At 42.1% G+C, this 14,204-nt stretch carries 13 protein-coding genes; 5 read left to right on the top strand and 8 right to left on the bottom strand.

Annotation, left to right across the window (positions count from 1 at the left end; translation table 11 throughout):
* Positions 1-17 precede the first annotated feature (17 nt).
* Genes ABIB39_RS20285 through ABIB39_RS20270 form a run of 4 tightly spaced genes read right to left on the bottom strand, consistent with a single transcriptional unit; the run spans position 18 to position 3,097 of the window.
* Positions 18-191, bottom strand: a complete 174-nt coding sequence (locus ABIB39_RS20285; protein WP_354432004.1) for a hypothetical protein — start codon at positions 189-191, stop codon at positions 18-20.
* A 57-nt stretch (positions 192-248) separates the two neighbouring features.
* Positions 249-1,040 (bottom strand): SDR family NAD(P)-dependent oxidoreductase, encoded by a 792-nt coding sequence (locus tag ABIB39_RS20280; RefSeq protein WP_354432003.1) that lies wholly within the window; start codon positions 1,038-1,040, stop codon positions 249-251.
* A gap of 28 nt (positions 1,041-1,068) precedes the next feature.
* Complete coding sequence (locus ABIB39_RS20275; protein WP_354432002.1) at positions 1,069-1,929, bottom strand: SDR family oxidoreductase; 861 nt, start codon at positions 1,927-1,929, stop codon at positions 1,069-1,071.
* 4 nt (positions 1,930-1,933) lie between these two features.
* A complete protein-coding gene (locus ABIB39_RS20270) occupies positions 1,934-3,097 on the bottom strand; it encodes a zinc-dependent alcohol dehydrogenase (RefSeq protein ID WP_354432001.1) in 1,164 nt (387 codons plus the stop codon).
* Between the two features lie 174 nt (positions 3,098-3,271).
* Between ABIB39_RS20270 and ABIB39_RS20265 the strand changes: the two genes are divergently transcribed.
* The 5 genes from ABIB39_RS20265 (at position 3,272) to smc (ending at position 10,832) form a co-directional block, all read left to right on the top strand.
* Positions 3,272-4,111, top strand: coding sequence for an MBL fold metallo-hydrolase (locus tag ABIB39_RS20265; protein ID WP_354432000.1), 840 nt, complete (start codon positions 3,272-3,274; stop codon positions 4,109-4,111).
* A 199-nt stretch (positions 4,112-4,310) separates the two neighbouring features.
* A complete protein-coding gene (locus ABIB39_RS20260) occupies positions 4,311-5,171 on the top strand; it encodes a sigma-70 family RNA polymerase sigma factor (protein WP_252756834.1) in 861 nt (286 codons plus the stop codon).
* A gap of 521 nt (positions 5,172-5,692) precedes the next feature.
* Positions 5,693-6,358: an ATP-binding cassette domain-containing protein gene (locus ABIB39_RS20255; RefSeq protein WP_354431999.1), complete on the top strand. Its 666-nt coding sequence runs from the start codon at positions 5,693-5,695 to the stop codon at positions 6,356-6,358.
* 8 nt (positions 6,359-6,366) lie between these two features.
* The gene (locus tag ABIB39_RS20250) at positions 6,367-7,152 is read left to right on the top strand and encodes a PhzF family phenazine biosynthesis protein (RefSeq protein WP_354431998.1); all 786 of its coding nucleotides are present in this window, start codon (positions 6,367-6,369) and stop codon (positions 7,150-7,152) included.
* A 137-nt stretch (positions 7,153-7,289) separates the two neighbouring features.
* Entirely contained in the window at positions 7,290-10,832 is a 3,543-nt protein-coding gene (gene smc / locus ABIB39_RS20245; protein WP_354431997.1) for a chromosome segregation protein SMC, read from the top strand.
* Positions 10,833-10,897: 65 nt separating this feature from the next.
* Here the strand turns inward: smc and ABIB39_RS20240 are convergent, their stop codons facing one another.
* From ABIB39_RS20240 to ABIB39_RS20225, 4 genes are read right to left on the bottom strand one after another with little or no spacing between them, the layout of a single operon-like run.
* Positions 10,898-12,445, bottom strand: coding sequence for a S41 family peptidase (locus tag ABIB39_RS20240; protein ID WP_354431996.1), 1,548 nt, complete (start codon positions 12,443-12,445; stop codon positions 10,898-10,900).
* Positions 12,446-12,505: 60 nt separating this feature from the next.
* Positions 12,506-13,123: an HAD family hydrolase gene (locus ABIB39_RS20235; RefSeq protein WP_354431995.1), complete on the bottom strand. Its 618-nt coding sequence runs from the start codon at positions 13,121-13,123 to the stop codon at positions 12,506-12,508.
* Positions 13,104-13,400, bottom strand: coding sequence for a hypothetical protein (locus tag ABIB39_RS20230; protein ID WP_354431994.1), 297 nt, complete (start codon positions 13,398-13,400; stop codon positions 13,104-13,106). Before ABIB39_RS20230 ends, ABIB39_RS20235 begins: the two co-directional genes overlap by 20 nt.
* Positions 13,401-14,060, bottom strand: coding sequence for an ABC transporter ATP-binding protein (locus ABIB39_RS20225; protein WP_354431993.1), 660 nt, complete (start codon positions 14,058-14,060; stop codon positions 13,401-13,403).
* Between the last annotated feature and the right edge of the window lie 144 nt (positions 14,061-14,204).

Genomic DNA, 14,204 nt, shown 5'->3' with positions numbered 1-14,204 from the left:
TTTTTTCTTAACAACACTTAGCTCTCCTGTATTTCCCGATATATATCTTTGATGTTTTCAAAATTGTCTTCATTAGCCCTAAGGCGCACATCGCTCATCAGGTCATCTTTTGTCATAAGGCATTTAAGGAGATTTTGATGCCTGATATCACCATTTGATACAGCAGGATCTAAAACGATTATTGTTTGCATAAAAAAGGGTGGGCCAAAAAAGCCCACCCTAATTCAACATGAAAAAAAATATCGCTACTATTGGTCAACTGGTTTTTGCTGCTCGTTAACCATATGTGCAAGCGTGCTTGCAGGTGTAACATTGCCCATAGAAGTTTGCAGTTTATTTTTAAAGCCCGATACTATTTTATCCTTACCGGCCATTAGCGCATCGTACCCGTCTTTGGCAACATCTGCGGGGTTAGCCATAGATTCTTTATCTTGTACAGCCTTGCTGCTATTCATACCTGCTTTGTTGAAAAAATCAGTATCGGTTACGCCCGGCTGCAAAGCGGTAATGGTTATATTAGTGTCTTTTATTTCCTCGTGGATAGCTTCCGTAAGCGAAAGCACATAAGCCTTGGTAGCATGGTAAACTGCCTGCCATGGCCCCGGCGTTTCGCTGGCGATAGAGGCCAGGTTAAGAATTTTACCATCGTTACGGGCTACCATTTCCTTTAAGAAATGCTTGGTTAAAATAGTTAGCGCGCTTACATTAAGGTCCACTATTTTTAATTCTCTGTCGATATCGTTATCCTGGAATAAACCGTACACGCCCTGGCCTGCATCATTAACCAATATATCAACCTGTATGCCTGTGCGTTTAACTTCGTCGCAAAGCGAGAACACCTCATCGCGGTTAAACAGGTCTTTGGCTATCGGGATAACGTCCACCCCATTCTTTTGTAATTCGCTTGCAGTTTTGTCCAAGGCCTGTTGATCGCGCGATACGATGATCAGGGTATAATGGTCTTTCGCGAATAGCTTTGCCAGTTCGTATCCAATTCCGCTTGTTGCGCCCGTAATAAGGGCATATTTTGTAGTACTCATAGTTTTATTTTAAAGCGTTAAATTATAGTTAGCCGTTTACAACCTCGCCCCCATTGATATGGATTACCTGCCCAGTAATGTAAGATGCGTCGTCTGACGCCAGGAAAACATACGCAGGCCCAATTTCTGATGGTTGCCCGGCACGCTTCATGGCCGTTTCGCTGCCAAAATCTTTTATTTTTTCTTCATCGAAGGTTGATACGATTAGCGGTGTCCACACCGGGCCAGGGGCTACCGCATTTACACGTATATTTTTTTTAACCAGGTTAGTGGCCAGCGAACGCGTAAATGTGGTTATAGCCCCTTTGGTTGAGGAATAATCAATCAAATTTGGCGACGAGCGATATGCCGTAACCGACGTGGTATTGATGATACAATCGCCCTCTTGCAAATGATCCAAAGCCGCGGTTGCGAAGTGGAAGTACGCGAAGATGTTGGTTTTAAAGGTTTCCTCCAGTTGCTGTTCGGTGATATCTTTAAACTCCTTTTGAGGCACCTGGATGCCGGCATTGTTAACTAGAATGTTCAGCTTACCTAATTCATCAACCGTTTGCTCAACCGCCTTACGGCAAAATTCACGGTCTTTAACATCGCCCTGTATCAGGGTACACTGCTGGCCTTCGGCTTGCACTAAGCCTTGCGTTTCTTCCGCATCGCCGCTTTCTTCCAGGTAAACAATAGCAACATCGGCACCCTCTCGGGCGTAATGAACGGCAACAGCACGGCCTATACCGCTATCACCTCCTGTTATTAAAGCCACTTTGCCGGCAAGCTTACCGGCCGCTTTATAATCAGGCTTTATAAATTGCGGTCTCGGGTTCATCTCAGCCTCAACACCGGGTTGATGGTCTTGCTTTTCGGGCACTTCTATTCCTTCTTTATTTTCCATAATATTATTCCCAAGGGTTTAAAACAACCTTAACACAGTCGTCTTCCTTTTTGTCGAAGATCTCGTAACCTTTGGTCACCTCGCTAAGCGGCAACCTATGGCTAATGATATCATCTAACACCACTTTCTCTTCTTTAACAAGATCTATCAGGTGATCGATATAATTTAACACCGGTGCCTGACCTTGCCTTATGGTTAAACCTTTATCAAAAATGCGGTGCATAGGGAAATTGTCATATGTTGATCCATATACACCCATAATAGTTACTGTACCACTACGGCGAACGGCTTTAAAAATCATATCCAACACCTTCATACTGCCAACTTCAAAGTTTACCAGGGCTTTAGCTTTGTCTAATATCGTGCGCTCCGGCTCAAAGCCAACGGCATCCACACAAACGTCTGCACCACGGCCACCGGTCATTTCACGAATAGCTTCCACCACATCCACTTCATCGGGGTTTAATGTATCTACTTTATTAACCTGGCGGGCTTTCTCTAAACGGTAATTAACCGGATCAATAGCGATAACACGGCTTGCGCCGTTTAACCAGGCTGCTTTTTGCGCCATTAAGCCAACAGGGCCCGAACCAAATATCGCAACCACTTCGCCACCCTTAAGCTGCGCCCAGTCGATAGCACTCCAACCTGTTGGGAAAATATCTGTCAGGAATAACACCTGTTCATCGGTCATGTTATCCGGCACTATCCGAGGACTAATATCGGCATAAGGCACGCGTACATATTGTGCTTGCCCACCACTATAACCGCCGTATAGATCGGTGTAGCCAAATAAGGCAGCACCCTTTTGATCCATCATATCGCCGTTAGGGCCGTAATGTTTATAGTTTGAATTTTCGCAACTTGGCGATGCCCCGTGGTTACAAAAGAAACAATGCCCACAAGCTATCGGGAACGGAACAACCACGCGGTCGCCCTTTTTTAGATTGGTGATAGCTGAGCCAACTTCTTCTACAATCCCCATAAACTCGTGCCCCATCACCATAGGGTCTTTTTGAGGCACACCGCCGCTTAGGATGTGCAGATCGGAACCGCAGATAGCTGTTGAAGTTACTTTTAGGATAACATCTCTTGGGTCTTCTATCCGTGGGTCTTCTACTGTATCGTATCTAATGTCGCCTGGTTTGTGAAAAACTGCTGCTTTCATATTGTTGATTTTTAGTGTTTGTTAGTTTACAAAGACAACACGAGTTACAGAATTATAGTTTTAAGAAATATTTTAATTTTTCAATTAGGCCTATTGCAATAATTAGACTGGGGTATAAAATCATAAAATTTGAAAACCCTGTAAAGTATTTTACCTTCACGTCAAATTACAACTATGAAGCTGCATACCATAAATACCGGCCTTTTTAAATTGGATGGTGGCGCAATGTTTGGCGTGGTGCCAAAGGCCATCTGGCAAAAAACCAACCCTGCCGACGATAAAAACCTTTGTACCTGGGCAATGCGTTGTTTGCTTATTGAGGACGGCAAGCGTTTGATTTTGGTAGATACCGGCATTGGCAACAAACAGGACGAGAAATTCTTTAGTCACTACTATCTGCATGGTGATGCCACTATGGATAGTTCGTTAGCTGCAAAGGGTTTCCACCGAGATGATATAACAGATGTGTTTTTAACCCACCTGCATTTCGACCATGTAGGCGGCGCGGTTGCTCGCAATGGCGAAAAGCTTTTACCCGCATTTAAAAACGCTACCTATTGGAGTAATCCACAGCACTGGGATTGGGCGGTTAACCCAAATGACCGCGAGAAAGCTTCGTTCCTAAAAGAAAACATATTACCCATCCAGGAAAGCGGCCAGCTAAAATTTTTAGATGCGAAGGCCGGTGTGAGTTTCACAGATGACATCAGCATAAAATTAGCGTATGGACATACTGATGCCATGATGCTGCCACTGATCAATTACAAAGGAAAACAGGTTTTATACATGGCAGATCTGCTGCCATCTATCGGTCACCTGCCCCTGCCCTATGTAATGGCTTATGATATGTTCCCGCTTAAAACTTTGGAAGAGCGTAAGGTGTACTGGAACGAAGCGGTAGAAAAAGAGTACATCCTTTACCTGGAGCACGACCCGATAAATGAATGCTGCACCCTGCAACAGACCGAAAAAGGCATTAGGGTAAAGGATGTGTTTAAACTGGAGGATTTTTGATTTTTGACGATAAAGAAACTTATCGAGCCAATGGTTATTAATCTATAACCACAAATATTATTCCAAAAAAAGTGTGCAAAACTTTCTCATTTTTTAATGAAATACGGGTGGTTTCATGTATAAAAATACTATTTTTAGAAACAAATTAATAGCTTTGCACGTTCAATCTAAATTATAAGAATCGAGGTTATATAACTAAATGAGACAACTCAAAATAACTCAATCCATTACCAACCGTGAGTCGCAGTCCCTCGACAAGTACCTTCACGAAATTGGTAAAGTTGATCTAATAACTGCCGAAGAAGAAGTAATCTTAGCCCAGAAAATTAGAGAAGGCGACCAGGCTGCTTTAGAGCGATTAACGAAAACTAATTTACGTTTTGTGGTATCTGTAGCCAAACAATACCAAAACCAGGGGCTTACCCTTGGTGACCTAATTAATGAGGGCAACTTAGGCCTTATAAAAGCGGCAAAACGCTTTGACGAGACCAAGGGTTTCAAATTTATATCATACGCCGTTTGGTGGATCCGTCAATCGATATTACAGGCCATTGCAGAGCAAAGCCGTATTGTACGTTTACCGTTGAACCAGGTTGGTTCATTAAGTAAAATAAGCAAGGCATTTTCAAAATTGGAGCAGGAATTTGAACGCGAACCATCGCCGGAAGAACTTGCCGATATGCTTGAAACTACTGTAGATAAAATATCAGATACGTTAAGCAACAGTGGCCGCCATGTATCTATGGATGCCCCGTTTGTACAGGGTGAAGAAAATACATTGTTAGATGTGTTGGAAAACTCAGAACCAAACACCGATTCAATCCTGATAAACGAATCTTTGTCAGAAGAGATCAAACGCTCATTATCTACCCTCACCGAGCGCGAACGCGAGATTATCGTGTTATTCTTTGGTTTGGGCAGCAACCATCCATTGTCGCTGGAAGAAATTGGCGAAAAATTTAATTTGACCCGCGAACGTGTACGCCAGATAAAAGATAAAGCATTACAACGCTTACGCCACACGTCGCGTAGCAAGATCCTAAAGTCTTACCTGGGATAAAAATCTTTGGTTAAAATCATTCAGCCTCCGTTTAAACAAGCGGGGGCTTTTTTATGTAATAAACTTATGGAACCATCTGGCTACGAACATCTATTCCCCGCCGAAGCTATACCTAAACCTAAAATCCAGGCACAATTTAGTTAACAAAATAGGATAAGAGAACGGGGAGAGTAAAACTTAGCAGTAACGCAATTTATTTGATTGATTTACGTATAGTAAACAATTTAAATGAAACGCCTAACTACCCTCACCTTGCAGTATTATCGTACGCTGCTCATTTATAATATAACTTTCACTATTCTATGCCTATTTTTGGTCAGCTTTAGCGGGGTCGGGAACCCTGTTACACTGTTTTTTTCCAAATTAATCGGTTTACTCGCGGCTATGGGCTTGCATTATTTTTCATCTGCCAAAACCTATTTTTATTATCTAAATGCAGGGTTGCCTATCAGGCGCTTATATATGTATGCTTTTACAATTGATTGTTTTGTTTTTATAGTACTTACAACTCTGTTTGCCATATGCCGCTACATATTTTAAAGGTTGATAGCGTTCAGCTGGCATTTGATGAACGCAAAATATTACAGGATATTTATCTGGAATGTATACAAGGCCAGATTATTGGTTTACTTGGCAGGAATGGCAGTGGTAAATCATCTCTGTTAAAGATCATTTTTGGCACACTTGCACCATCCTTTAAATATGTTAGTATTGATGGCGAGTTCATTCGTAAAGGGTATCATAAAAACCGGATAGCCTACTTGCCGCAGCACAGTTATTTACCCGATAAAATTAAAATCAGCAAGCTTGCAAAAATGCTTGTTGACGAAAATCTTTGGGATGCATTTACAGAACTTAACATTTATAAACAACACACACACAAAACGTCCGGTCAGCTCTCCGGCGGTGAATTACGGCAACTGGAAATGCTGATGATCATTCACAGCAAGGCCGATTTTATTTTGCTGGACGAGCCTTTTACCCATATTTCCCCTATTCAAGCCGACGAATTTAAACCCATTATCCGCGCCTGTGCCAAGCGCAAGGGCATCATCATTACCGACCATCAATATTACAATGTTTTAGAGGTAAGCGATAAGGTGATCCTGTTAAATAACGGTTGCACAAAACACATTACCCATAACGATGAATTGGTTACTTACGGCTACCTTAGCGGTAATAAATAAGTAACATCATGACTATCCCTATTTATCAGGCCGACGCCTTTACCAATAAACTGTTTGGTGGCAACCCTGCTGCTGTTTGTCCGCTGGATGAGTGGCTGCCCGATGAGACTATGCAGAAAATAGCACTAGAGAACAATCTTGCCGAAACCGCTTTTTTTGTAAAGAACGAGAACAGATACCTGTTGCGTTGGTTTACCCCCGAGTTGGAGATAGACCTTTGCGGCCACGCTACTTTGGCGTCCGCACATATTTTATTTACGGAATTGGGGTACGTTAACGGTACTATTTACTTTGATACTATTAAAGCAGGCACGTTGGCTGTAAAACGCGACGGCGATAAATATTCCATGGATTTCCCATCGCGCCTGCCCTTTGCCGCGGATATCCCCGAGGGGCTAGTTGAAGCACTTGGCGGCAAAAAGCCTAAGGAAGTTTTGCGTAGCCGCGATTACATGCTGGTCTATGAAACCGAAGAAGATATCATGGAGATTATCCCCGATCATTCAGCATTAGCTAAAATAAATACCCTTGGTGTTATAGTAACGGCACCAGGCAAAGATGTTGATTTTGTATCACGCTTTTTTGCACCCGCCGCAGGCGTGCCCGAAGACCCGGTTACCGGTTCGGCACATTGTAACCTGATTCCGTACTGGGCCGGAAAATTGGGTAAGAATACTCTGCACGCCTACCAGTTAAGCGCCCGGCACGGCGAACTTTGGTGCGAATTAAAAGGCGACAGGGTAATTATGGCCGGTAATGCGGTGACTTATCTGAAAGGGGAAATATACATTTAGGAGAAGCCCCCGGCCCCCTGAAGGGGGTGTAAAATATAAATTAAGATTTTTCAAAAAGCTCCCCCTTCAGGGGGTTGGGGGGCTGAGTTTTTTTCGCTATTTTCCACTCCTGTTTTTAAAGACGACGCTATCAATTAATGCAACTTACCAAATTAGAAATCAAGGGCTTTAAAAGCTTTGGCGATAAGATCACCATTAATTTTAATGAGGGTGTTACTGCTATTGTTGGCCCTAATGGTTGTGGTAAAAGCAACGTAGTGGATGCTATCCGTTGGGTTTTGGGCGAGCAAAGCACCCGTGCCCTGCGTTCCGAAAAGATGGACAACATCATTTTTAACGGAACAAAAAGCCGCAAGGCTGCCAACCTGGCCGAGGTTTCCCTGACTTTTGATAATACCAAAAACGTACTTCCCACCGATTTTTCGCAGGTTACGCTAACGCGCCGTCTTTATCGTACCGGCGAAAGCGAGTACCGGTTGAACGATGTACAATGCCGCTTAAAGGATATTACCGACTTATTCCTCGACACAGGCATCGGGTCTGATTCCTACGCTATTATTGAGCTAAAGATGATCGACGAGATTATCAACAATAAAGAAGGTTCACGCCGTAATTTGTTCGAAGAAGCATCGGGTATCTCTAAATACAAACTCCGTAAAAAACAAACTTTCAGTAAGTTAAAAGATACCGAGGCCGACTTGGAACGAGTGGAAGACCTGCTTTTCGAGATAGAGAAGAACTTAAAAACGCTGGAGAACCAGGCCAAGAAAACCGAGCGTTATTATAAGCTGCGCGATCAATACAAGTCGCTGAGTATCTCGCTGGCATCTTTCAGGATAGCCAATTTCAGCAAATCATTAGCGGAAATAGAGGAAAAGGAACAGATCCAGCGCGAGCAAAAATCAGGCATCGCCACGCAGATAGATAAACTGGAAGCTACCCTGCAGCAAAACAAATTGGATAGCCTTACCAAGGAGAAAAACCTTGCCGCGCAGCAAAAAGCCAGTAACGAATTTACGGCCAGGATCCGCGCGTACGAGAGCGAGAAACGTGTAAAGAACGAACAGTTAAAAAACCAGCAGGACAAAGAAAGCCGCTTAAAAGAAGAACTGGAACGCGACAACAACCAATTCAAACACGTTCAATACAATATAAAACGACTAAACGAGGAAAAACTACAGGAAGACGAAAACCTGCAAACCATTACTACCCGGGTTGATGAGTTGAAAGAGGCGGTTGATGAACTCCGTGCCCAACAGGCCGAGGCACGTAACGAACTGAACGAACTTAACAGTATAAATGGTCGCCTGCAAAACCAGGTTTACAAAGCCGAAAAAGATATAGACATCCTCAACATACAACAACAGGCGCTTGAGCAGGAAAGCCAGCGCAACATGGAGGACACTACCAATAAAGAAACTGAGCTTTCACATTTCAATAAAGTGGTTGCCGAGTTGGCTAGCCGTGTTGCTACCCTGAAAAGCGAATACGATCAGGCTGTTGAGGCAGAGAACAAACTACAGGAACAAGTCGCTGAAACCGAGACCGAACTTAAAACAGTAACCGACAGTATTGCCGCCGATGGCCGTAAGCTGGATGCCAAACAAAATGAGTACAACCTCACCAAAAGTTTGGTTGATAATTTAGAAGGTTTCCCCGAGAGTATCCGTTTCCTGAAAAAGAACACCAACTGGGCTAAAACAGTCACCCTGTTCAGCGATATATTATTTTGTGAGGAAGAGTACCGCGTAGCAATAGAAAACTACCTGGAGCCGCTAATGAACCATTACGTGGTAAACACTTATGATGAGGCCATTGCAGCTATTAACTTACTAAGTAATTCATCAAAAGGCCGCGCGCAGTTTTTCATTTTAGATAACTACGAGGCCAGCACACCTACTAATAAAACATTGGTTGATGATGCGGCCCTCGCTGCCCTATCGGTTATAGAAGTGGAGGAACGCTACAAGCCACTATGTAATCACCTGCTAAAGAATGTTTACCTCGTAAACGACGCTGCCGAGAACGACATCAATTCCATCAAATTACCGGATGAAGTCGTATTGATAGGCAAAAGCGGTAAATTTAATAAATCTAAACATACCATGGCGGGCGGGTCGGTTGGGTTGTTTGAAGGTAAGCGTATTGGCCGCGCCAAAAACCTGGATAACCTGCTAAAGGAGATCAAGCAAGCAGAAAGCCGTATTCAAAATTTCAAGAGCAAAATCGAGGAACTTCAAAGCCGTTTAGCTGCTTTGAAGTCATCCAACAAAACCAACGAAATACGCCGGCAACAGGACGAACTGAACAAGGTAAATACCGAGTTAATCACCGTTAAAACCAAACAGGAACAATACCAGGCTTTTATTGAGAACAGCCTTAACCGCAAGCAGGATATTGCCAATAAAATTGCAGGTATCAAAAATGATATCATAACTCTCGGCCCACAATTGTTAGAACTAAAAGAGCAAAAGCAATTACAAGCTGAATTGATATTGGATAAACAACAAGCCTTTAACGAGCTGAACGAAATGGTTACGGTGCAGTCAAACACTTATAACCAGGAGAATATCCGCTACCATCAACAGCAAAATAAGGTATCGGGATTATTAAAAGATCTGGACTACCGCGAAACCCAGTTAGAACATTTGGAAGTTCGCATCCGCCAGAATAATATCGAACTTGAAAAAGCCAAAGCCGCCATATTAGAAAACCTGCAGCAAACCGGCGATAGCGACGAAAGCCTGCTGGAAATGTACGGCCAAAAAGAATCCCTTGAAAAAGGAACTGCCGAGGCTGAACAGGCGTATTACGCATGGCGCGCTAACATAACAGAAAGCGAGAACGAAGTATCAAAACTTCGCCAGCGTAAGGATCAGACAGAGGCGTTAGAAAACGAACTTAAAGATGAACGTAATAACCTTAAGATAGAGCTAAATGCCCTGCGCGAGCGCCTTTCTGTAGAGTTTAATGTGGATATCAACGACCTGATGGAAATTGACAGCACCGAAATTGGGGCCGAAGACGAGATACGCGATAAAACGGAAAAGATGAAACGCCAACTGGATGATTTTGGCGCCATTAACCCCATGGCAGTTGAAGCGTATAATGAAATGAGCGAACGCCATACCTTTATCCAGGGCCAAAAGAAAGACCTTGCGGAGGCTAAGGCGTCCTTACTGGCAACCATACAGGAGATAGATGATACCGCCAAAGAAAAGTTCATGTCGGCGTTTACGATGGTGCGAGAGAATTTTATTAAGGTGTTCCGATCATTGTTTAACGAGGAAGACTCCTGCGACCTAATCTTGAGCAACCCCGATCAACCGCTGGAATCTGAAATAGATATCATTGCAAGGCCAAAAGGTAAACGCCCGCTATCCATCAATCAATTATCGGGTGGGGAAAAAACGCTGACGGCTACGGCTATCCTGTTTTCGCTTTACCTGTTAAAGCCTGCCCCATTCTGTATTTTTGACGAGGTAGATGCCCCGTTGGATGATACCAATATCGATAAGTTCAATAACATCATCCGTAAGTTCTCTAAAGAATCGCAGTTCATTATTATATCGCACAACAAGCGCACCATTGCCTGTACCGATATTATCTATGGTGTAACCATGGTAGAGCAGGGTATCTCGAGGGTGGTGCCTGTAGACCTGCGGGAATTAGCAGATTAAAGCGAAAATATTGCGCAAAAAAAAGGCCCTGATTACAACCGGGGCCTTTTCATATTTAAATAATATTATTTACGTTTAGCGTGATTGTTGTTGTAGATCATCCCTTTAAACATTTTTCCTTCCGTTTCGATACCCACTTCACGCGATTTATCAACGGAAAATGTTTTTAAACCACCTAAGCTTTGTGTAGATTGGTTTGTAAGACTAAACGTTCCGGTTTTTACATAACTGATGGCCAAAGCAAATAGCTTTTCGGTAGGGTCTCCAAATTCTTTGGTAACATCATCAGACGCCAACTTACCGGGGTAATTTGTTGTACCCGGTGTCATACCTGCGTAATAACCACCATTACCCGCACTATTCTTAGTTTCGAACTCAGGGATATACATTTCATATTTATTGATATCTATATTGAAGAAACCAACAGGTTTACCATAACTGGTAGTTCCAATTAATTTAACATTTAACTGTGATAGTGGTAACAAATTATTGATAGTAAGTTCACTTGCAGATGCTGTAGAACCAGTTACAATAAAAAACACATTATTTAAGTTAAGCGACGATGGCAGATTAGTTTTTGAAAATTGTATAGTGCTTGCTTCTTTTATAACATAATCGTAAAGGTCAAAATAATTATAAAGTTGATTTGAAACTTCATCTCTACGAACTTGATTTTTTAAGATTAGGTCCTTACCATCAACCATCGTTTTATTAAAATTATATGTAAACATTGTACCGCTGGTTTTTGTAGCCGGTGCAATTAAGTTACTCAGGTATTCGGCAGTTGATACATAACCACCACCATTATAACGAAGGTCAACAACTAAATCTGTAACACCTGCCGATGAAAAGGTTGCAAATGCAGCATTAAGCTTGGGCCTTGCATTCTCATCAGACGTAAAGCTGTTAAATACTATGTAACCAATTTTTTTGCCGCCACCTGCGTCAACTACATTACTTGTTAAAACAGGGTTTACAGTGTAAGTACCTGTTGTAATGCTAACATCAATTGTGCTGCCGTCCGGCTTTTTAAGGGTAAGATTTATATTGCTCGAATTTAGATAAGCATTTATTAAGAAATTAACATTATTTCCGCCATCGTAAGTTAATCCAGAACCTGTGCGGCCGTTTATAGACGTAATCTGATAACCTCGTTTAATGCCTTTAACATCTGCGGGAGAACCAGGGTAAACATATTTAACCCTAATATCGTCATCCCCTATCCAAACCGGGGCAAAACCAAAATCGCCTTTAATACCGTTCAATTCGTCTGAAACACTACCGTCATCTATAAAAGAATATTTTGCGGTGCCCGCAGCAGATGGACTGTATTCGTATGGTTTACCTGTCTCTGGGTTTTTGCTGTATTGCGTCATTGCATCAATTTCGCTTTGCAACGCATCCAAATCATTTGCGCCCGAAAAAGAACGTGGTTTAAATACATCAACCGTTGGCAGGCTTTCATTCCAGTAATACACCTGCTTAGCATATAAAAACACCGAATCTTTAATCAGGTCAAGCGAACTGGGGGTTGGCGCAATCTTTTTATCCTTCTTACAAGATGTAATCACTATTGCAGATGACAATAGTATTAGGTAAAATAATTTCTTCATAGTTTAATTAATTATATTCGAGTAAACGGTATTATTATTTTAATATTATATAAATCGCAATTATATTATTTCACCGGCATGTATGAGGTCAATCCCACAAGCTTCGGCACATAAAACATCTGTGGTTGAGCCTGCTATCATTAACAGATCGCGGCGTTCTAAATTGTGTTCCTCCATTAATAAATGCAATACATCCGGCTCGGGCTTTGGTAAGCTTTCATCAGCGAAATAACATATTAAATAAGGTTCTAATCCGTGCCACTCTATCTGCCTTATCTTATTAAGTTGTTGTTGCGGGTTGCCATTTGTAACTATAAATAACTTTTTACGGTCAGTAACAACTTCCTGCATAAAGCTAAGCATATTTTTAAACAACAGCAATTTCAAAGGCAATCGCGATGTTAACAGCATTATCTCCAGTTTATCGCGATACTTCTCTTCTATATTAAGCTGCGCCACAAGCTGGTTATAAACTTCTCCTGCCCCTTTCTTATTATACGTATCTATCATCAACTCGGTTGTCTTGGCAGCACTATTTAATTCGGTGTACTCCAACAGGTTTGCAAAAAGATAATAGATCTGGTAATAATAATCTTTTGCGGGATAAAGCACATCGTCAAGATCAAATATGAATGCTTTTTTGCGCGGGTCGATATCGTTATAAGTAATCACTGCCATTAATAATATTGATATTGTATTCGTTAAAAAGCTGTTCGGAGTGCACAAGCACCTCTGCCTCCTGCTTGTTTATCAGATAGAGGGTATCAAAATTATTATCCAAACTAAGTGTAAGCATTTCATGCGCGTAGGTATCGCCCACGGGGTTGGGCAGTTTAATAATCCCCATAAACGCGGGAAAATCGTGAAAATCGCCCAAAACAACCTCATCATTTATAAGTGTGGTTTTAAGCTTGTGCGCTTGCGCGGATGTAGCAGATGTGATAAGTACTTTCAATTACAGGTTATTTACAATTAAACCGTCTTTCATTAATATCGTGCGGTCGCTCATGTCAGATAAATGCTGGTTGTGGGTAACAATTACAAAGGTCTGATTAAAATCGTTGCGGAGTTTAATGAAAAGTTCGTGCAATTCCAGCGCATTCTTTGAGTCGAGGTTACCCGATGGTTCGTCGGCAAATATCAAAGCGGGATCATTTATTAGCGCGCGGGCTACTGCCACACGCTGCTGTTCGCCGCCAGATAGCTCTGCAGGCTTATGGGTAACTCTATTGCCAAGGCCAAGCATTTGTAACAACTCCGTAGCTTTCTTTTCGGCATCGGCACGCGGCATCCCCGCTATAAATGCAGGGATACATACATTTTCCAGCGCGTTAAACTCCACCAGTAAATGATGGAACTGGAAAATAAAACCGATTTTTTGGTTACGGAACGCGCTAAGGTTTTTGTTATTAAGCTTGCTTACCTCAACATCATCTATAAATAACTGCCCGCTATCGGCATTGTCTAAAGTACCCAGGATATTAAGCAGCGAGCTTTTACCGGCGCCGGATGCGCCCACTATGGTTACAATTTCGCCGCGTTTAACTTCAAGGTCTACCCCTTTTAGAATGTGCAGGTTACCGTATGATTTATTAATAGATAGTGCCTTTAGCATTTACAAATGTAAAATTAGTATCAGGTAGTTAGTAGCAAGTATCAAGATTTTTTAAGAAGATTTTAAGTTTGACAATATTATTAAAAAAACGTATTGATACTTGATACCCGTTACTTGATACTAACCAACAAAATAGTAGCTTTA

Source organism: Mucilaginibacter sp. UYP27 (assembly GCF_040547175.1).
In the GTDB taxonomy this organism is placed as follows: domain Bacteria; phylum Bacteroidota; class Bacteroidia; order Sphingobacteriales; family Sphingobacteriaceae; genus Mucilaginibacter.
Note: the sequence above shows the minus strand (reverse complement) of the source record. Positions and strands in the feature narration are given on the sequence as shown.